At 58.2% G+C, this 20049-nt stretch carries 18 protein-coding genes; 13 read left to right on the top strand and 5 right to left on the bottom strand.

Annotation, left to right across the window (positions count from 1 at the left end):
* Positions 1–132: 132 nt before the first annotated feature.
* Positions 133–1758, bottom strand: coding sequence for an ATP-dependent acyl-CoA ligase (locus B0G81_RS43290; RefSeq protein WP_134144074.1), 1626 nt, complete (start codon positions 1756–1758; stop codon positions 133–135).
* A gap of 285 nt (positions 1759–2043) precedes the next feature.
* Here B0G81_RS43290 and B0G81_RS43285 point away from each other — a divergent pair, with 285 nt between their 5' ends.
* From B0G81_RS43285 to B0G81_RS43275, 3 genes are all read left to right on the top strand, one after another.
* Complete coding sequence (locus B0G81_RS43285; protein ID WP_134144121.1) at positions 2044–3426, top strand: IS4 family transposase; 1383 nt, start codon at positions 2044–2046, stop codon at positions 3424–3426.
* An 86-nt stretch (positions 3427–3512) separates the two neighbouring features.
* Entirely contained in the window at positions 3513–3950 is a 438-nt protein-coding gene (locus B0G81_RS43280; RefSeq protein WP_243856944.1) for an ISAs1 family transposase, read from the top strand.
* Between the two features lie 519 nt (positions 3951–4469).
* Positions 4470–5300: a transporter substrate-binding domain-containing protein gene (locus tag B0G81_RS43275; protein WP_166679232.1), complete on the top strand. Its 831-nt coding sequence runs from the start codon at positions 4470–4472 to the stop codon at positions 5298–5300.
* Positions 5301–5438: 138 nt separating this feature from the next.
* Here the strand turns inward: B0G81_RS43275 and B0G81_RS43270 are convergent, their stop codons facing one another.
* From B0G81_RS43270 to betC, 3 genes are all read right to left on the bottom strand, one after another.
* Complete coding sequence (locus B0G81_RS43270) at positions 5439–6272, bottom strand: transporter substrate-binding domain-containing protein (RefSeq protein WP_120293611.1); 834 nt, start codon at positions 6270–6272, stop codon at positions 5439–5441.
* Between the two features lie 191 nt (positions 6273–6463).
* A complete protein-coding gene (locus B0G81_RS43265; protein WP_166679231.1) occupies positions 6464–7177 on the bottom strand; it encodes a GntR family transcriptional regulator in 714 nt (237 codons plus the stop codon).
* 102 nt (positions 7178–7279) lie between these two features.
* Complete coding sequence (gene betC / locus B0G81_RS43260) at positions 7280–8830, bottom strand: choline-sulfatase (protein ID WP_134144072.1); 1551 nt, start codon at positions 8828–8830, stop codon at positions 7280–7282.
* Positions 8831–9248: 418 nt separating this feature from the next.
* On the opposite strand from betC, the gene B0G81_RS43255 reads away from it, so the two are divergent.
* The 10 genes from B0G81_RS43255 (at position 9249) to B0G81_RS43210 (ending at position 18717) form a co-directional block, all read left to right on the top strand.
* The gene (locus B0G81_RS43255; RefSeq protein ID WP_134144071.1) at positions 9249–10379 is read left to right on the top strand and encodes a porin; all 1131 of its coding nucleotides are present in this window, start codon (positions 9249–9251) and stop codon (positions 10377–10379) included.
* A gap of 352 nt (positions 10380–10731) precedes the next feature.
* Positions 10732–11562: an amino acid ABC transporter ATP-binding protein gene (locus tag B0G81_RS43250; protein ID WP_134144070.1), complete on the top strand. Its 831-nt coding sequence runs from the start codon at positions 10732–10734 to the stop codon at positions 11560–11562.
* Between the two features lie 10 nt (positions 11563–11572).
* The gene (locus tag B0G81_RS43245; protein ID WP_134144069.1) at positions 11573–12244 is read left to right on the top strand and encodes an amino acid ABC transporter permease; all 672 of its coding nucleotides are present in this window, start codon (positions 11573–11575) and stop codon (positions 12242–12244) included.
* Between the two features lie 8 nt (positions 12245–12252).
* Positions 12253–12918, top strand: coding sequence for an amino acid ABC transporter permease (locus B0G81_RS43240; RefSeq protein WP_134144068.1), 666 nt, complete (start codon positions 12253–12255; stop codon positions 12916–12918).
* A 30-nt stretch (positions 12919–12948) separates the two neighbouring features.
* A complete protein-coding gene (gene dapA, locus B0G81_RS43235) occupies positions 12949–13827 on the top strand; it encodes a 4-hydroxy-tetrahydrodipicolinate synthase (protein ID WP_134144067.1) in 879 nt (292 codons plus the stop codon).
* On the top strand, positions 13778–14113 hold the full coding sequence (locus tag B0G81_RS43230) for a proline racemase family protein (protein ID WP_134144066.1): 336 nt from the start codon (positions 13778–13780) through the stop codon (positions 14111–14113). The genes dapA and B0G81_RS43230 overlap by 50 nt, the downstream gene beginning before the upstream one ends.
* Positions 14110–15402: an FAD-binding oxidoreductase gene (locus B0G81_RS43225; protein ID WP_134144065.1), complete on the top strand. Its 1293-nt coding sequence runs from the start codon at positions 14110–14112 to the stop codon at positions 15400–15402. The genes B0G81_RS43230 and B0G81_RS43225 overlap by 4 nt, the downstream gene beginning before the upstream one ends.
* Positions 15403–15414: 12 nt before the next feature.
* Positions 15415–16896, top strand: coding sequence for an aldehyde dehydrogenase family protein (locus B0G81_RS43220; RefSeq protein WP_134144064.1), 1482 nt, complete (start codon positions 15415–15417; stop codon positions 16894–16896).
* Between the two features lie 12 nt (positions 16897–16908).
* Entirely contained in the window at positions 16909–17940 is a 1032-nt protein-coding gene (locus B0G81_RS43215) for a proline racemase family protein (RefSeq protein ID WP_134144063.1), read from the top strand.
* Positions 17941–17955: 15 nt separating this feature from the next.
* Positions 17956–18717, top strand: coding sequence for a GntR family transcriptional regulator (locus B0G81_RS43210; RefSeq protein WP_243856943.1), 762 nt, complete (start codon positions 17956–17958; stop codon positions 18715–18717).
* A 677-nt stretch (positions 18718–19394) separates the two neighbouring features.
* Here the strand turns inward: B0G81_RS43210 and B0G81_RS43205 are convergent.
* Positions 19395–19781, bottom strand: a complete 387-nt coding sequence (locus B0G81_RS43205; protein WP_106285643.1) for a hypothetical protein — start codon at positions 19779–19781, stop codon at positions 19395–19397.
* Positions 19782–20049: the final 268 nt, after the last annotated feature.

The raw sequence follows: 20049 nt of genomic DNA, 5'->3' as shown, positions 1-20049 counted from the left end.
GTGCCGCTGTGCAGCACAAAATTGAGTTGGTGCGACGATCTGTATGCTGTGGAACGGCTGTGCGTGTGCGGCTCGTATCGCGCGAGCGCGGCAGGCAAATGGCGTGGAGGGGTCAATCGACAGGCTGTGTCGCTAGGAACGCCTGAGCCGGTATCCGGATTTCTCGAGGTCCCACGTGTTCTCCGTCACGCCGGCCTCGCGCAATTTGTACTTCTCGATCTTGCCGTTTTCCGTTCGGGGCAGTTCTCGCACGAAGTCGAGAAAACGCGGCACGGCGAAGTACGGCAGACGTGGCTCGCAGTACTGGATCAGATCCAGTGGCTCCAGCGTCGCGTCGTCGCGCAGCACGAGCGCGGCCATCACTTCGTCTTCAGCCAGTTCGGAACGCACCGCGAACACCGCGACGATTTCAACTGACGGATGGCTCAGCAAAACCTGTTCAACTTCGTAAGACGAAATGTTTTCGCCGCGCCGCCGGATCGCATCCTTCTGCCGATCGACGAAACGGAAATAGCCGTCAGCTTCGCGTACGACGCGGTCTCCGGTGTGAAACCATAGATTGCGCCACGCTTCGACCGTCTTCTCCTCCATGCCGAAGTAGCCGCTCGCAAACGCGCAGGGTCTGTCAGCCCGCACAATCAGTTCGCCGGCCTCGCCGTCCGGCACGGGATGATCGTGTTCGTCGACGACCCGCGCTTCGAAACCCGCTGTCAGCTTGCCCATGAAGCCGGGACGCTGCGCGTCGATGTCGGCGCCGATCACAAAGTTCGTTTCCGTCGAACCGTAACCGTCCAGCAATGCGATGCCGCACCGTTCGGTAAATTCACGCTGGAACTGGCCCGGCACGCCCGGCGCAAGCGCAATGCGTACCCGGTGTGCGCGTTCGTTCGCCGACACCGCGCGGCCGAGCAGAATCGGCACCATCGCACCCAGCACGGACGTGATAGTCGCCTGGGTCTCGACCAGCGCGTCGAAGAAGCCGCTCGCCGAAAAGCGGCGATCGACGACCAGTTCGGCATCGCATGTCAGAGCCTGAAAGAAGAAATTCAGTGCGTTCGTGTGAAAAAGCGGCAAGCAGGTATAAAGCACGTCGCCGGCCGTGACACCGAGATAGTCGGCCGTATGCTTGCCCCACCAATAGAACTGCGCGTGCGTGCAGATCACACCCTTTGACAATCCCGACGTCCCCGATGTGTACAGAATCGCAAACGGATCGCTGTCGGCAAGCTCCGCAACTGCGGCCGGCTCGCCCAGCGGCGGCAACAGCACGAACCGAACTCCGTGAGCCGGTGCCGCGCTCTGCGTCTCGCCGATCAACCATACCGATTCGACCGGCAGAACGCCGGGATCGAGTGCGAAAACGGCGTCGACGAGGTGGCCTTCGGCAACGACCAGCCGAGCGCCCGAGTTGCGCAGAATGTGTTCGAGCTGCAAACCGCGCGAGGCCGTATTGATAGGCACCGCGATCGCACCGAGCCATGCGCATCCAAGCACGATTTCCATGAACTCGCTGCGATTCGTGCAAAGCAGCGCGACCCGGTCGCCGCGCCCTACTCCGTGGGCGGCCAGTGAACCCGCACGGCGCGCAGCGATATCGAGCGCCTCGGCGCCGGTCCAGTGCGTTAAGCGATCCGAGAAAAGCACCGCGTTCGGGTTACGCGCCGCGCGCGCTGCCAGCATGGCAGGCAGCGTGAATGCCGCCGCGTTTTTCCCTGGCGCCTGACTGTTGACTACAGCCGGGAGGTGGATGTTGCTCATGTCTTCCCCGCCTGAATGATATGCAGACGAGTCTATGTTTCGCGTCGAATATGTGTCAAATCCATCAATTTTGCCCCTCCAATCAATCTGGTGGATTTTGCACGGGTCTATTGGGCGTTGCTGCGGTTGCGGAAATTTATCGCGGTAGGAATGTCCATTGCTGGACACCCCCCGCACATCTCAGGATTCCCCACAACTTTTTGTGTGGCAGGAGTGAATGATCGCTTGTAAACGGTCGGCGTCGATGTTAACTTTGGCCCATTCTGTTCGCGACGGCAGTTGGAATTGGTCGACGGAAACGATACTGACGACTGGGCGAGTGCCGAATTCAGCGAGGCGAATCTGGGGGACGCGCGCCTTGCACAACGTCTTGTTGCGTTGGCTCGCCGCCTCGCGCACAGTCCGCAGGGTTCGTTTCCCCAGTCACTCAAGCCAGCCGAACTGAAGGCCGCCTACCGCTTCTTCGATAATGAGCAGGTGGACACAAACGGGATCCTTGCGCCTCATATTGCACAAACGCTCGATCGCATGAGGCAGGTGCCGGTCGTGCTGGCAATTCAGGACACAACGGAGTTCAACCTGTCGCATCTGCCCGCGACTGAAGGCCTGGGTCGCGGCACCGGCAACAATGAGCAAGGCTTCCTGATGCACAGCCTGCTGGCGGTCACGCCCGAGGGCTTGCCGCTAGGGGTGCTGGGCATGAAGACCTGGGTGCGCCCCCAAGAGGTGTTCGGCAAGAGGGCCCCTGCGGTTACGCGCCCGATCGAACAGAAGGAAAGTAACAAATGGCTTGAAGGAATCGACCATCTCGCGGCACTCAAGGTACGTTGTACGCAGACGCGGTTTGTCTGTGTTGGAGACCGCGAGAGCGACCTGTACGAGCTATTTGTCGCCGAACGCCCCGACGGGGTGGACTGGTTGATCCGCGCAGTACACAACCGCGTGGCGCGTCACCCGCAAGGCTACCTTTGGGAGGCTGTTCTAGCCACCCTGCCTCTTGGCGACACTGAACTGCGGGTGCCAGCCAGGGGCACACTTCCTCAGCGCACAGCACGGCTGACTTTGCGTTGTGCGAGCGTGCGACTACACTCTCCAAGAGCGCGCGCCAGCCGCCGAAGCCTGCCTGAGATTGACGTCTTTGCGATTCACGCCATTGAAGATAACCCCCCGGATGGCGTTGAACCGCTTGAATGGATGCTGCTGAGTTCGGTGCCCACGACCTCGCTTGATGAAGTTCTCGAACGGCTGGCCTGGTACGCACGGCGCTGGACCATCGAGACGTGGCATCGCGTGCTCAAAAGCGGCTGCCGTATCGAGGCGCGCCAGTTCGGCACGCTCGACCGGTTCGTGAGAGCGACAGCTCTGTTTGCCGTCATCGCGTGGCACATCCTGTATGCAACACTGCTCGCGCGAACTGATACGCAGCTATGCTGCGAAGTACTGCTTCAACCCGTCGAATGGCAGGCGCTCTATTGCCACACCCACCGAACGACGCAACTGCCAGAGCAGGTTCCGACGCTGCAGCAAACCATCGTGTGGATAGGTATGCTCGGCGGTTATCTGAATCGTAAGCATGACCGGCCACCAGGACCGACCGTCATATGGCGCGGGTTTCTCGTCCTTCACGAAATTACGAAGCTGTATCAGCTCTTCAAGCAAAGCGGATAGCACGGCCTCTCAACTTTGTGGGTAAACCTGAGCCCGCACATAGGTGAGTAGCCCACGGGAATCAGCCTGCCTTGCATGAAGCAATCGTGCAGCTGTTCGATGCACAGCGCACACAGCCTCTGCGCAGCGTGCGCTTCGTTGAGCACTGTCAGACAGGCAGGAAAGTGCACGGAAGAATCGAGACGCGCCGGTGCGTTGCGACCGACATGATTGACTGGCTGGATGAGGACGGTAAATGGGCCGGCCTGCGTTCGGTGGCGATGGTTGAGGCCACCCGCGAGATCGACGGCCGCGTTTCGCTGGAGCGGCGGTACTACATCAACAGCCTGCCCGCTGACCCGAAACGGATCAACGAGACGGTGCGCGCTCACTGGGCCATCGAAAACAGCATTGGGTGCTCGATGTCGCCTTTGGCGAGGATCAATGTCGTGCCCGGGTGGACAATGCAGCACAAAACTTCGCGATCCGGCGCCGCATCGTGTCGAATCTACTGCGCGCTGACAAAGCCACCAAGGTCGGCATAAAGAACAAGCGGCTCAAGGCCGGATTCGATGCACACTATCGGGCTCGACTTCTTGGAATGCTGGTCTCCTGATGCGATTGCCTTGATTTGCTCCCTTCTACACCTACCTCGCTTTGACCCCTTCTGCTAACGGCACGCTCTGTCTGCCGTGCTCTTCAACGCTTGTCTAGAGGTTTCTCAACGGCCCTCACGCGACGCATACCCCGCAACGCCGACCACAACAGCCCGCAAAAGGTTGTGCCCCGCGCCGCCCGCCAACGGTCAAAGCGAAAACCTATGCGGCCATCAAAGAGAGTGCGCGGCATGATATTTCATATGACAAAAGATGCATGCCCTGCGGTTTTCCGGACTTCGGAAGCGTTGTGAAATCAGTTTGCTGTGCGACCTGGGGCAATCGCCTGTTGACACAAGGAATTTTGAATTCATAGACTGCGTGCACCGCTGCACACATATAAACACACATACTTGTGTGGTAGACGTGTATACGCGCGCGGAGTCTTACCCCTAACGGAGATTCAAAATGCTCAAGCTGTCCCGATTTTCGCTTCGCGCAATCGCGTCGCTCGCAATTGTTGGTTTTGCGGTCGCCAGCGCCCCGGTACACGCCGACGACTCCTGGCAGAGCGTGAAAAAAGCGGGCGTTCTCCGCTGCGGTGCGGCAGTCGCGCCCCCGTATGTCATGCGCGACCCAAAGACCGGCGAGTACAGCGGTTTCTTTTCTGACCTGTGCCGCGACTTCGGGCAGAAGGTCTTGAAAGTGAAGGTTGAATTCGTCGATACCAGCTGGGACAACATCGTCGCGGGCCTGCAGTCGGATAAGTGGGACCTGTCCATGGCGTTGAACGACACGCCAGAGCGTGAAAAAGCAGTCTCGTTTTCGTCGCCGGTGACGCCGTACAATGTTTCGTTCGCCTACAACAAGAACAATCCCAAGATTCCCAAGGGTGCCAAGGGCGTGTCCGATTTCGACAAGCCGGGCGTGACGGTTGCTGTGATGTCCGGGTCTGCACAGGACAAAGCAATTTCGGCTTTGCTGAAGCAAGCTCAGATAATGCGGCTACCTGGTAACGACGACACGCGCATGGCGTTAATGTCCAAACGGGCTGACCTTCTGGCTGATGCCAACATCACCAACATGCTTCTGACGGAGTCACACCCGGACTGGGCCGGCGCTATCCAGCCGTCTCCCGCAATTGCGCAGCAGGAGGTCGCTTTCGGCGTGCGTAAAGACACGACGGCCGGTGACATGAAGGTGCTAAATTCGTTTATCAACGACCAGGTCAAAACCGGCGCCGTCGACAAGTTGGTCAAGTCGTCCGTGCAACAAATGCTTGCTGCAACGGCCAAGTAGGAAGTCGACCGCGGTCGGTAGGCTCGCAGCGAAGCAGTTGCGAGCCAGTCAACCGACCCTTTCCAGTCCAGAATCATTCCGTCGCCGTGATGCCAAGGCTGGTCCGTTCACATGGACAGACCAGCCGGCATTGCGGCCTCACTTTGCTGCTTCCAGCATCTGCTGGATTGCCCCCTTCACGAGTTTGTCGACCTGGCCCGTCTTGACCTGCTGTTCAATGAAAGTATTGAGCACGGCAACGTCGGCCGCTGGGGTGTCTTTCCGAATTCCGAAGGCGACGTCCTGGTGCGCGAGCGGCGGATTCGGATTGAAGCTGGCAGCCCAGTCCGGGTGGGCTTGCGTCAGTAGCATGTTCGTGATGCTCGGGTCCGCCACCATGTCCACACGCCGGGATAGCAGGGCGAGTCGCACTTCGTCGTCGCCCGGCAACCGGACGATGTTAGCCTGCTTGAGTGCTGCGCTAATCGCCTTGTCCGCCGCCGTTCCAGACATCACCGCAACGGTCACATCTTTTCGGTCCATGTCCGCCAACGTCTTGACCCCGTTCGCAAACTTCGGATTCTTCTTGTTGTAGGCGAACGAAACGGTGTAATCAATAGCCGGCTTCGAGAAGCTGATGGCTTCGCGGCGTGCAGGCGTGTCGTTGAGTGCAAGCGACAGGTCCCATTTCTCGGACTGCAGGCCAGCGACGATGTTGTCCCACGTCGTGTTGACGAACTCGACTTTGACCTTCAAAACGTTCTCGCCAAACTCGCGGCACAACTCGCTGAAGAAGCCGTTGTACTTCCCGGTCGCCGGGTCGCGCATGACATATGGAGGGGCTGTAGCCGCGCCGCAACGCAGCACGCCGGCCTTCTTCACGCTCTGCCAGACGGCAGTATCGTCAGCCCTCGCAAAAGGGCTATGCAAGGAAATCGCTGCAAGGAGCGCCGCGAACGCGACGCCGATAATCGAGGGGGAAGTGCGTAGCATTACAGCCTCCGGGAGACTCGTCGTCTTCGAAAATTCTGCCAACAATGATGTTGCACAGAACAGGTTTGAAATGTGGGTATAACTGTAGTATTCCTAACATTATGTAAATCATTCTTGCTGCTATCGCCCTGTCCTTCCCTTTACGGGAGAGGCCGGACGCGAATCAGATAACATTAACCTGGTTCACCATCTCACGGAACATAGACAGATTTGCCCAGGTCGATGGCCGCTATCTGGTCGGTTCGCATGAACTCCAGAAAGCTCTCCCGAAACTGTCGCGTCTGGTCAAGTGCGAGATTGTCCGCAAGGTCGGGCTCACCAGAGCGAACGGCCTTGAGCATCAGGTCGTGCTGCTGGTACAAGTGGGTCGCCAGGTGCGACTTGCCGAGATGCTCGATGTGAAGGTTGAACATACGTCGACGCTCGTCCAGCAAACGCTCGTAGAACGCCGCCAGATATGGATTGCGACCTGCACGTGCGACAGCCATATTGCATGACTTGTTTGCCGCTGAAACCAGCAGATAATCTTCCGTCGCAATGCACTCAAGCAGATATCCGTTCGTTGACGCCATTGCCTCCAAATCATCGTCTGTCCGGTTTTCTGCGGCGAGTCTGCAGTTCAGACGGTGGGCTACGCCAAGCGCTTCCACGTACTTGGGGAAAGCCTCAAGGTCGATAGGCGAAACAATGGTGCTTCTGTTTGACAGCACGGCGGCCAGACCGTCCCCAACGAGTCGTATCAGCGCCTCCCTGATAGGTGAACGGGAGAGCTGAAACCGGTCAGCAAGGGTCGCCTCGTCGAGAAGTCGTCCCGGGCGCTGGACAAGATTCAGAATCTCGTCGCGCAAGGTGTCGTATACAACTTTTGAGCTCGGCCCCTTACCGCGGCGGTCGTCGTCGTTCACGTTGCTATTCATTTGGTCACAGATTCCTGGCGAAGCAGTGCAGCGCGAGCGCTGGCTTCGAATCTTCGAACGGGGAGCGACGGGCGCAATCCACTCCTCGACTCAATCGCTGTCGGGAAGTCGAAGGTACGAACGCTGTTCGACCTCCGGGAAATACTCCCCGCGCCGGACAAATTTCGTATGTTCGCGAATGGCGTTGGGATATGTTTCCCAATCCATGACCTTGCCTGTCTGCAATGCGCGCAAGATGAACTGACGGGTACGCTGGCTTGCGACGACCTCGTCCCGCAAGTGACCAAGGTCCCAGGTCTTCGACAAAATCCGCTTGAGTTCCTCGAAGACGGCACGGTAGTCCGGGTTCTCGGCCAGATTCAGCCGCTCGCCGGGGTCGTCCGCCAGATTATAAAGCTGCGGCGGATAGGCTTTCGAATACACGAGCTTGTAGTCGCCCTTGCGCACCATCACCCGAGGCGCTTTCGTCCCGCCATCAAGGTGCTCTGCGAGCACAACCCGCTCAGGCTCGTCCTTACACATAAGGGGGAGAAGGCTACTGCCCTCAAACGGGGTAACAATTGCGTCTTCGCTTCCGGTTGCGATATCGACCAGGGTCGGCAACACGTCAACAAGCGAGACCGGCGCCTTTACTCGGTTCAAGCCCTGTTTGCGGGGGTCGAAATAAAGGAGCGGAACGGAGAGCGCCGGGTTGAAGAGATTCTTTTTGAACCACAAGCCTCGCTCGCCAAGCATATCTCCATGGTCCGAAGTGAACATCAGGATGGTGTCTTTCGCCATCCCTGTCGCCTCCAGCGCCGCACGAATCTCGCCCACGCGCTTGTCGATGTACGAAATCATCGCGTAGTAGCCGTGGCGCGCCCGCCGATATACGTCTTCGGTGACGTTGAACTTGTCGAGGCCGTAGTGGAAGAAGAGTCCGCGGCTGTGCGGGTCCATCTGCTCGAGAGGAATCTTCGCAACACGAGGCGCATCGATGTCCTCATCTTTGTACAGGTCCCAGAACTCTGGCGTCGATACGTACGGGTCGTGCGGCTGCGCGAACGAAACCGTCATGAATAGCGGCCGTCCATCACCATAGCGGCGCCAGTCATAAATCTGCTGAACAGCTCGACGCGCCACCTCGTCGTCGTAGTCAATTTGCAGGGACCGCGCGACGGCACTTGCATCTGCGACTGTCTCGACGCTCGATACACCCTGAGTCTTCACATGCGTAGTCGGCTTCTCCGGGTCGCCCACTTCGTCGTAGGTCAACGGCGTCCAACTGAAATCGGCCGGATAAATCTCAGTCGTGAGTCGGTCTTCGAAACCGTGATGCTGGTCGGGACCCACGAAATGCATTTTTCCGGACAGACAGGTGTAGTAACCAGCGTCTCGCAAATAGTGCGCGAACGTCGGCACTGCTGCCGGGAATTCAGCTGCGTTGTCGTACGCGCCAATTCTCGAAGGAAGCCTTCCAGCCATCAGTGCGAAGCGGGACGGGGCACACAGCGGATAAGGACAGTAGGCGTTCTCGAACACCGTGCCTTCGGCGGCAAGGCGGTCAAGGTTGGGCGTTTTCGTGACCTTATTCCCGTAGGCCGACAACGCGTAGGCAGTCATCTGGTCGGCCATGATGAAGACAATGTTCGGCTTTTTCATTCACACGATTCCTGTTCAGCGGCGAATGTCGCTACTGCGAGGCGAGATTTGGGCTGGCCCGCGGCGACGCTTGATTAGAAGTTTGTCGAAAATAAAACGACAATGCAAGCGGTTTGTCATACGCCCACGACAATTCTGCTTATCGTTAACCATGGTTTTACCGATATTTTTGGGTGTCTGGCCTCATTCTGTGTTTTTGGTGGCTTGACCTTGTCGAAAATACGGCGACATAATCGGTTCACTGCACACTGCTTTGTATACAGTTAGTGCGGTTAGTTGGTGAGCTGGCGACGTGAATGGGGAGTCGCCATCAATCAGCAGATGACGAGCGCAGCCAGTGGCGGGTGATTCGCCAGGCTGCGTGAATAAAGGCGTTAGACAACCCAGGTTCGTTGCATCCTACAATTAGGAATCCACAATGAAGACTTCTAGGCTTGTCGCGGCAGCAAGTACATTGCTCCTCGCGAGTGCTGCTCAAGCACAAAGTAGCGTGACCCTCTACGGCATCATCGACGCGGGGTTCAACTACGTCAGCAATCTCAAAACCGGCAACGGGGGTCATGCGTTCACCCTATCCGACGGACCGCCGCAGGCGAGCCGCTTCGGGCTTAAGGGTGCTGAAGACATTGGTGGCGGCAACAAGGTCATCTTTACGCTCGAAAACGGATTCAGTGTTACGAACGGCAACCTGGGCCAGGGCGGCAGAATGTTTGGACGCCTCGCGTGGATTGGAGCGACCGGCCAGAACTGGGGCAAGTTGACGATGGGGCGCCAGTACGACCCGGTGGTCGACTATCTTTATCCGTTGACTTCGTGCGGGACGTACGGCGGCGGCTACATGTGCCATCCGTTCGATAGCGACAACATCGGCAACGACTTCCGTACGAACAACTCGGTCAAGTACACAAGCCCAACCTGGAACGGCCTCACGTTCGGCACGATATACGGCTTCAGTAATCAGGCTGGCGGGTTCAAGCAGAACCGGTCGTTCAGCGTTGGAGGCTCGTATGCAAACGGTCCGTTGTACCTGGCCGCGGCCTTTGAGCAATTGGACAATCCGGGCAAAAACACGGACGGCGCGGTCTCTTCAACTGCCGACGCACCTTTCGTGGCTGGACGGCAGCGAATTTACGGGGCGGGCGGTACGTACACTATCGGCAGCCTGAAACTGGCTGCGTCGTGGGCACGCACTGTGTTGGACGGAATAACGTCGGGCCCCATCGTCTCGAGCTATCTCCGGCTCGACAACTATGAAGTGAATGCCACGTACACGATTACGCCCCAACTGTCGCTCTCGGGCGGCTACTTCTTCACGAATGGCAAACAGGCATCAGCGACCGGGGACCTTAAGCCGAAGTGGCACGAAGCCAATCTGATGCTCGACTACAACCTGTCGAAGCGAACTGACGTCTTTGCCATGGGAATTTTTCAGAAAGCCGCTGGCGATGCGACCTTCGCGACCATCTACGCAATCGGACCGACCTCCACAGAAGCACCGGGTAGCGCTCGTCAAACCGTCGTCCGCCTCGGCATTCGCCACAGGTTCTAACCCGGCGTACGTCGCACATTCTAAGGCTGTCACCGGGCGCTTTAACCGTCGCCCCGTCTGTGACTATTGTTCAGTCATACGGGGGTCAGCGCCCACCGCACTGACTATCGGACTCACGTGGCGCTAGTAGTCGTTCCTGCAGCGCGCGAACGGTACAAAGAAAGCGTGCGGGATTTCCCTGACCACGGCATTTGTTGGTTGACAAAGAGAATTTTGACTTCCTACTATGTGTACATAGTTGCACACATTTAGCCACACAGCACTGCATCCGATTCGACCTCGGTCTTTCTGGCGGCGAACGTGGCACCACCGCATCGAAGCGTCCGCGGGGCGCATTGCTGGAGACTTTTCAATGTTGTCACCTCAAACCATGGCCCTTAATCCGAACCGGCAATCTGCTGGCTACGACCTTCCCGTTCAAACCACTGGCGACTTCGTGCAGTTCCGCCAGGTCTACAAATCCTACGGCGAGAACCTGGTCGTCATGGACCATCTGGACCTCGACATGCGAGCCGACGACCGGCTCGTCATCATTGGTCCCAGTGGCAGCGGAAAAAGCTCCCTCCTGCGCGTCATGATGGGCCTCGAAGGCATGCAATCCGGCGAAATCGGCTTCCAGGGTCAGACGTACATCCGCGGTGAGAAGAGCGGCGGCAAGCGCATCGACGTGCGCTTGCAAAAGCAGATTGGGATGGTCTTCCAGCACTACACGCTCTTTCCCCATCTTTCCGTGCTGGGCAACCTCATCCTGGCGCCGATGAAGACCGCAGGGATGTCGAAGGCCCAAGCCACCGAGCGAGCCCGCATGTACCTCGCTCGCCTGGGTCTCGAAAGCAAGCTCAACGCATACCCAAGCCAGCTCTCCGGCGGTCAGAAGCAGCGGGTGGCAATCGCTCGTGCACTCATGCTCGAACCCAAGCTGATGCTGTTCGACGAAGTGACGAGCGCGCTGGACCCCGAAATGGTCGTCGAAGTGCAGAACGTGATGATGCAGCTGGCCGAGCAGAAGATGGCCATGATTATCGTGACCCACGACATGCATTTTGCCCGCGACATTGGCACGCGCGTGGTCTTCTGCGCCAGCGGAAAAATCGTCGAACAAGGGGCGCCGGCCCAGATGTTCAAGTCGCCGAAGGAAACCCGCACGCGCGAATTCCTCGAAAAAGTCCTGCATCTCGACTGAAGGCGAAGCCATGAACTATCACTTTGACTTCAGTTTTCTCGAAGGCAACATCGGCCAGTTGCTTTCAGGACTGCGAGTGACTCTCGAGCTGGCAATCGCGTCCAACGCCATTGGACTCACCTTCGGCTTCCTGCTCTGCCTGCTCGCAATGAGCCGCCTGGTGTTGCTTCGCTGGCCGGCACAGCTTTTCATCGAGTTCTTCCGTTGCACGCCGGCGCTTTTGCAGATTGTCTGGTTCTTCTACTGCATCCCGATGCTCTTCGACGTGTTCATTGACCCGCTCACCATGGGGGTCCTGGCACTCGGGCTGAACCTGACCGCCTTCAATGCAGAGGCCTATCGTGCCGGAGTTCAGGCAGTGCCGAAGGAGCACCTTGATGCATGCGTAGCGCTGGGCTTGCGTCCCTGGCAACGGACTATTTACGTTGTGCTGCCGCAGGCGCTGCGAAACGCAATGCCCGTCCTGATGACCAACGGTATCGGCAGCTTGCAGCAGAGCGCTTTGGTGGCAATCGTTGCGGTAGCGGACTTGATGTACGTCGGGAAGAGCCTGGCAACTGAGGCCTACCGTCCTTTGGAGACGTACTCGGTTATTGCGCTCATCTATTTCGCTCTCACTTTGCCCATCTCGAAGCTGGTCCATGTTGTTGAGCGTCGTCAAGACGCGGCCGTTCAGCGTTGAGGTTCACGATGACTTTCGATTTTTCTTCCATCCTCCCCTACTGGGCCGTGCTTCTCAAGGGCCTCGGTATCACGATTGCCTTCACGAGCAGCTGTGCAGTTATGGGCAGTGTTGCCGGCTTCATTCTTAGCTTGCTACGGATGTCGACGAACCCGTTCATCAAAGGTGTGACAACGTTTTACGTGCAGTTCTTCCGAGGCACGCCACTGCTCATTCAGCTCTTCTGGGTGTTCTTCTGCTTCCCTGTTGTGTTTCACGTGGCAATTCCGCCCTACGCGTCGGTGGTCATTTCTCTGACTATGTACATGGCGGCAGTTACCAGCGAAACCTTCCGCGGAGCACTGAAGTCGATTTCGTCCGAACAACACGACGCGTGTATCGCATTGAGCCTGCCGCCGCAAGCGAAGATTCTCTACGTGATTTTTCCGCAAGCGCTGCTGCGCGCTATCCCGCCGTTGCTCTCGAACATCGTCAGCCTCTTCAAGGAGAGCGCGCTGATTTCGTCGGTCGGTATCGCTGACCTCATGTTCGTCGGCCAGAGCATTTCGAATGCAACCGCACGCCCGGTGGAGTTCCTGACCGCAGTTGCAATCATCTACTTCCTTGTGGCGTTCCCCTTGACCCGTCTGGTTGGCTTTATCGAATCGCGCTTTCTCAGACGCTTCGCCTATTAACTTACCTGCTGAACAGTTGGAGAAACTCAAATGCAAATGAAAGGCATCCTGCCCGCACTCGTCACGCCGTTCAACGCAGCTGGCGCAGTCGACCACGACACGCTCGCGAACATTCTCGAATTCCAGTTGAAGGCCGGCGTCAACGGCTTCGTGCCCCTCGGCTCGACGGGTGAATACTACGCCTTGACGCATGACGAACGTCGCGCGATTCTCAAGACGGTCCTCGAGGTCGTCGGTGACCGCGGCATGCTCATTGGCGGCGCAAACGGCTCGTGCACGCGCGAAGTCATCGAACAGGTTCAACTCGTTCGCGACGCTGGCTACAAAAACGTTCTCATCGCTCCGCCGTATTACGCTCTGCCGTCGCAGGAAGAACTCATCGGTCACTACGATGCGATTCTGAAGGCAGTTCCGGACGTCGACATTGTTCTCTACAACTATCCGGTTCGCACGAACGTGGAAGTCGGCTTCGGTGTGCTGGAGGCGTTCAAGGACCATCCGCGCGTCATCGGCATCAAGGAAAGCAGCGGCAACCTGCTCCGCGCAATCGAAATCGGTGAGAAGTACAAGGACAACTATCAACTATCCTGCGGTTCCGACGACCAGGCCCTTGACTTCTTCCTTTGGGGCGCGAGCAGCTGGATTTGCGGCCCGGCGAACTGCTTTGTGAAGCCTGTCGTGGATTTCTACAGCAAGTTCACCGCGGGCGACATCCGCGGCGCCCAGGAAGTGATGCGCTCGCTCTTCCCCGTCATGGCGACCATGGAAGCTGGCAAGTTCGTGCAAAAAGTGAAGTACGGCTGTGAGCTTGCTGGCTTCAAGGTTGGTGCGGCCCGCATGCCCCTCCAGCCGCTCACGGATGAAGAGAAAGCCGACTTCCGCAAGGTCTTCGAAGGCGCTCAGGCGTAACGCGAAGCCGGCGAAGCGATTCGTCGGCACTCTTTCCGGGCAACTCGATGGCACACGGCGGCAGGCACGCGGCCATGTCGGCCTTGGACAGCTTTTTCGCCATCAGAGCCGGATTGGAAGTTGCTTCACCGGTCGGGTGGAAGCAACAACAAAATTAAAAAGCGGTCTGGACGCGGTCCTCCCCAGTGTTGAAGGACGTGCGTGGATTACGGGGCGAGCGGACCACTATGTTGACGACTCACAGCCATACGCTCATGGCTTCAGCTTGCAGGAGTATGTGAATTGAACGCAGTTCCTCGCGAGTTTTCTTCGCGTAACCCACTTCCCTCCAACGAGGAGTCCGCTGTCGTCATTGGGGGCGGTATCGTTGGTGTGTGCTGCGCGCTATATCTCCAACGCGGCGGCTACGCAGTCACGCTCATCGACCCGGCGGTCCCGGGAAACAGCACGGCGAAGTGGAGTTGCGGCCAGATGGCGGTGAGTGAAATCATTCCGCTGTCGAAGCCGGGCATCCTCATGAAGATTCCATGCTGGCTGATAGACCAGAAGGGGCCGCTTGCGCTTCGCCCGAGCGCTCTTCCGGGAATCATTCCGTGGTTCTTCCGGTTCATGATGAACGCAAGGCACGCGAAGATTGTTGACATCGCGCAGGCCATGGCGACACTGACGCACGACGTCTACGATGACTATGCCCCGCTGCTCGACGCTTGTGACGACAAGACCCTGATGGGCGAACGTCCCATCCTGGAAGTCTTCGACGACCCGAAAGGACTGACTCACGAATTGCCCTACCTCGAACTTCGCCAGTCGCTTGGATTCAAGTCACAACGCATTAACGCGCAGGAAATCGGTGACCTTGAGCCTGCTCTTGCCGGCAAGTTTTCACATGGCCTCATCTTCCCCGACTGGCGTGCAGTCAGCGACACGATGGGTTTCATCGCCGCGTTGACCGGAAGCTTTATCGCGCAAGGGGGCCGGCGAGTTCGAACCGAAGCGAAAAGCATCGACGAGTCCAACGGTCGTGCGACCGGGGTCACGCTCGCCAATGGAGAACGGGTTGCAGCTCAACACGTTGTGGTCGCCGCAGGTACGGGCGTGAGGCGTTTCTTTAAATCGCTCGGCGTAAGCGTCCCGCTTGAGGGTATTGCTGGCTACCAGGTGGTTGTCACAAATCCAGGCGTCGAGATTCGTCACTCCACCATTTACGCGGACGGTGGTTTCTGCTTCGCACCGATGACACGGGGCTTGCAGATTGGCGGCACTATCGAATTCGCCGGAGACGGCGCAAAGCCGAACTTCAAGCGTGCGGACATCATCCTCGAGAAAGCCAAGCGGGTGCTGCCAGAGTTGCAGACATCGCAGGTTGAGTACGGGGTTGGATACCGTCCGTTCCTTCCCGACACGAAACCCATCATCGACCGGTCCCGGAGACTTGGAAACGTCTTCATGGCGTTCGGTCATGGGCAACTGGGCCTTACCCTCGGCGCGACGACTGGCAAACTCATCGCAGACATGGTCGCCGGACTGCCTACCAAGCAAAATCTCGCGCCGTTCAGCGCATACCGCTTCTCCTGAAGAGACGAATACATGGAATCGTACGAACGACTTTTTATTGACGGCCAGTGGGTGGCGCCAGTCAAAAACGGAACCTTCGACACTATCGACCCGAGCAATGAACAGGTCATTGCGAAGGTAGCGGCTGCGACAGCGGAGGACGTAGACCTTGCGGTCAAGGCGGCTCGCAATGCGTTCGACGAAGGGCCGTGGGCGCGGACGAGTGGCGCCGGCCGCGCGGTTATTCTTCGCCGCATCGGCAAGGGCATCAGGGACCGCCTGCAGGAGCTTGCCGAAATTGAGGTCCGGGATAACGGCAAGCCACTTCCTGAAGCACTTTGGGACCTGGGCGATGCGGCAGGCTGTTTCGAATACTACGCAAACCTGGCCGAGCAGCTTGATGAAAGCGCTGAGAAACCCGTCACGCTCTCTGATGACCGCTTCAGCTCGATTACGCGCAAAGAGCCTGTCGGCGTTGCCGGCGCCATCATTCCCTGGAACTTCCCGATGCTGATGGCGGCCTGGAAAGTCGCCCCGGCATTAGCAGCGGGTTGCACGATGGTCCTGAAGCCGTCCGAGCTTACCCCGCTCACAGCACTCGAGTTGGCCAACATTGCAGCTGCTGCTGACCTGCCGCCGGGCGTCCTGAACGTTGTTACGGGGCTCGGCGCAGACGCAGGTGCGCCGCTGTCCGAGCATCCCGACATCGACAAGCTCGCCTTCACGGGCAGCGTTCCCACGGGTAGCCGCATCATGAAGGCCGCCGCGCGCGACATCAAGAACATCAGCCTTGAGTTGGGTGGCAAGTCACCCTTTATCGTCTTCGATGACAGCGACATCGACGCGGCGGTTGAGTGGATTATGTTCGGTATCTTCTGGAACCAGGGTGAAGTCTGCTCCGCGACTTCCCGCGTACTCGTGCAGCGTGGAATCTATGACCGACTGCTCGGGCGTCTGAAAGCGGAGACCCAGAAACTTACCATCGGTAATGGCCTGCAGGACGGCGTCCTCCTCGGACCAATTGTCAGCAAGGGGCAGTATGACAAGGTCCGCGAGGCTGTCGAGCGTGGGACGACCGAAGGCGCACGACTCGTGGTCGGTGGCGGCCGACCTGCCCACCTGGACAAGGGCTACTTCATGGAGCCGGTCGTGTTCGCGGACGTTCCCGCTGACAGCTGGGTCTGGAATGAGGAAATCTTTGGACCGGTTGTCTGCATCCGGCCGTTCGACGACGAAGCTGAGGCGGTGCGTTCGGCGAATAACTCTCGCTTTGGCCTTGCAGCGGCGGTTATGTCGCGCGACAGCGCGCGCTGTGAACGCGTCGCGAGAGCATTGCGCGCCGGTATTGTATGGATTAACTGCAGCCAACCCACTTTCACCGAAGCTCCGTGGGGCGGTTACAAGCAAAGCGGCATCGGCCGTGAGCTTGGCGAATGGGGATTGAACAACTATCTCGAAACCAAGCAAATCACGCGTTACGACAGTGCCAAGCCCTGGGGCTGGTACATCAAGTAAGGTCTGTCAATCATGCGCTGGAAGAAGACTCTGCAAATCGTTGACGTACACTGCGAAGGCGAAATTGGAAAGGTCATCACCGCTGGAGTCGTCGGAATCCCCGGTGAGACAATGCTCGACAAGATGAACTACATCAACGAGGTTGACGACAGCCTGCGAAGACTTGTTGTCCTTGAGCCGAGAGGCTGCCTCCAGATGTCGGTGAACCTGCTATTGCCGCCGACCCGACCTGAGGCTCACGCAGGCTTCATCGTGCTACAGGCCGACAAGGCACATCCGATGTCCGGCAGCAACGCCATCTGTGTTGTGACGGCTTTGCTGGAATTGGGCATGCTGGAGATGCAAGAGCCCGAAACAACTGTCGTTCTCGACACCCCCGCGGGTCTTGTAACCGCTCACGCGGACTGCAAGGACGGTCGATGCACAGGCGTATCGCTCGACATGGTGCCCTCGTTCGTCGAACAGCTCGACTTCACCGTTGAGACCTCGAAGTTCGGGAAAATCAAGGCAGATATTGCTTTCGGCGGAGTCTATTACGCGCTCGTGGATGTCGATCAGGTCGGATTGCAGATTGCGCCGGAAAACGCACGAGAACTCGCTGAACTTGGTGTTGCGCTTAAGGGCGTAGTCAATGGGCAAATCAAGATTCAGCACCCGCTATTTCCAGAAATAAACGAAGTCGCGTACGTCATGTTCCGCAACCGCGTGAGCGATGAGCTTTATCAGACCTGTACGACACTTCCGCCTGGCCGCGTTGACAGGTCGCCGTGCGGGACGGGAAGCTCCGCCAATCTGGCGACGCTGTCAGCCCGAGGCCTCGTCGACGTTGGTAGTCGGCTGAAGTCGCGCTCGACCATCGGGGGCGAGTTCAACGTCGAGATGCGCGGGAAGACTGAAGTCGGTGGCAAGGCCGCTGTTTTGCCGCGGGTCCACGGCCGCGCCTGGGTTTACGGAATCCAGCAGATTGGTGTCGACCCGAACGACCCTCTGTCCGCCGGTTTCATGCTGAGTGATACGTGGGGGTCGGGTTTCCCGGCCGTCTGAGGTGGAGCGCGCACGATGATAAACTTGAATGCGCGCCCCTCCTTGGGGGCCCACAACGACGGCGGTGAAACGATGAGCAAAGGAACGGAGACAGAATCCACTGTCCGCAGACACGGCGGACGATACGTTTATGAGGAATTGCGAAAGCAGATTCTTACTTTGCAGCTCAAGCCCGGCGCGCCCCTGGACGAAGTTTCGCTGGCCGCTCAGTTTGGGCTTTCGCGCTCGCCGGTGCGGGATGCGCTTGCCCGTCTCATAAGCGAAGGTCTCGTCACGATTCTGCCGAATCGCACTACGCTCGTCACACCGTTCGAAATCGAAGAATTTCCGAAGTACATCTCGGCGTTAGACCTTATCCAGCGCGCCGTCACCCGCCTCGCCGCACAACATCGAACGGAAGCTGACCTCAAGCATATCCGCAAGGCGGACGAGGACTATATGCATGCGGTCGAAAGCGGCGATTTTCAGGCGATGTCCGAGACGAACAAGGCCTTCCATATGGCCATTGCGCATGCGGCGAACAATCCCTACTTTGTTGGCTATTACGAGCGCCTGCTAGGCGAAGGCCAGCGGCTACTCCACCTGCACTTCGACTATACCGTCACGTCGCCGACAGCGACCAAGCTCGGGCGCGACCACACCGAACTTATCGAGGTAATTGAGCGCAAAGACGCTGGAATGGCCGAGAAGTTGGCGCACGAGCACACCATGTTGTTCCAGAAACGCTTTCTCGACTACATGCGACAGAACATGACTGAATCGATGGCTATTCTCTAAGACATCCCTTGACGGCAGCTGTCTATGTCGAATGCTCCGGCATTCTGGCAGCATGGGACACCAAAGACGAAGCCGCGCCCCCGTGCTTTTGAGCGCGTCGTCCAGTTTTCGCCCGGAGAAAGCCGCTCGTCGTATATCGCGTGACCCCTTCGACTTTCTTCTCAGCCTCTACTCCCGATTGCACCTGTGCGCCGCAGACCGGCGAATTCGCACGCTGCTTACCACAATCGGATGGAGCGGCGTCGGGTGGCGCAGATCGCTGCCGGGCCGCGCACCGCGTTGACGGGGAAATGATGATCCACGCCCGGTCCCACCCCGGCGTCGTGCAAGGTAAGGAGAGTTACCGATGCCATGTCGATGCGGACACGTGCCCCCTCACAAGGGTGCGCGCCCACGATCAGTGAGGATGTGTTTACGAAAAACGTGCGCGCAAATAGCACTCTTAATATAAGTTTTCTTGCATTAATAGCGAGGTTGACACAAATCAAATGATCAACCTTTTAAGCATTCCTAATATATAACACCGATGCTCAAGTGTTCAACGACGTTAGCGCTCCGCCTTGTGCGCATCTGAACGTGGTGAGCGGTGGCCTCGCGCTGCTAACGATCACTATTCACACCCAGGGATGTCGTAGCCTGAACTCATACATCCACAAGCCGGTGCAGCGGCGCGAGAGTTACTCCTCGACGACGATAGGCGAGCTTTCCGTTCCCGCGAGAAAATCCCTGAGCAGCCCTTCGGCGTGACGTACCGCATGCAGTGGTGCGCGGGCAAGTTGCGCGTCATACAACGCTATCAGTTCTTCAAAGTCACCGATGACGTCCGGCGTCAGACGCCATTCGCCCGTCTCATGTGCATGCGCCAGCGTCACCTCCACAGCGCACTCGGCGACCTTGAAGTGCTCGGCTGGATGCTTTCCGTAGCCCGCGCGTTGCAAAAAATAAGCAAGATAGACGGCGCGCATCAGTTCGTTGATCAGGTGACTATTGGCCTGGCACTCACGACATGCGACCAGCGCCAGATGCAGCCTCAGGGACTGTTCGCTAGCAGACGCACGATCCATCGGTAGTAACAGCGCCTTTGTCAGCGGCCGGCGTGGCTGGCTGGCCCGGGAGCGGCTTCGTTTGACGGACATCTATTGGGAATGGAGGTGTGAAAAGGTAGTCTGATTATAGCGAAGCTGTTTGGCGGTTCACTTCGGTGGTCACGCCACCGGCTTATGCGTCCAGGTATTGGAATCGGAGTGTATCCGCAAAAAGTTGTAAAAAAGCCGTGCTCCTGAATGTGCCAACCGGTCCGCAGCAGTTCAATTAATCCGGATTTCCCGCAAA

It is taken from the genome of Paraburkholderia sp. BL6665CI2N2, assembly GCF_004366535.1.
Taxonomy (GTDB): domain Bacteria; phylum Pseudomonadota; class Gammaproteobacteria; order Burkholderiales; family Burkholderiaceae; genus Paraburkholderia.
The sequence above is the reverse complement of the archived record's forward strand: the minus strand, read 5'-3'. Positions and strand labels throughout refer to the sequence as shown.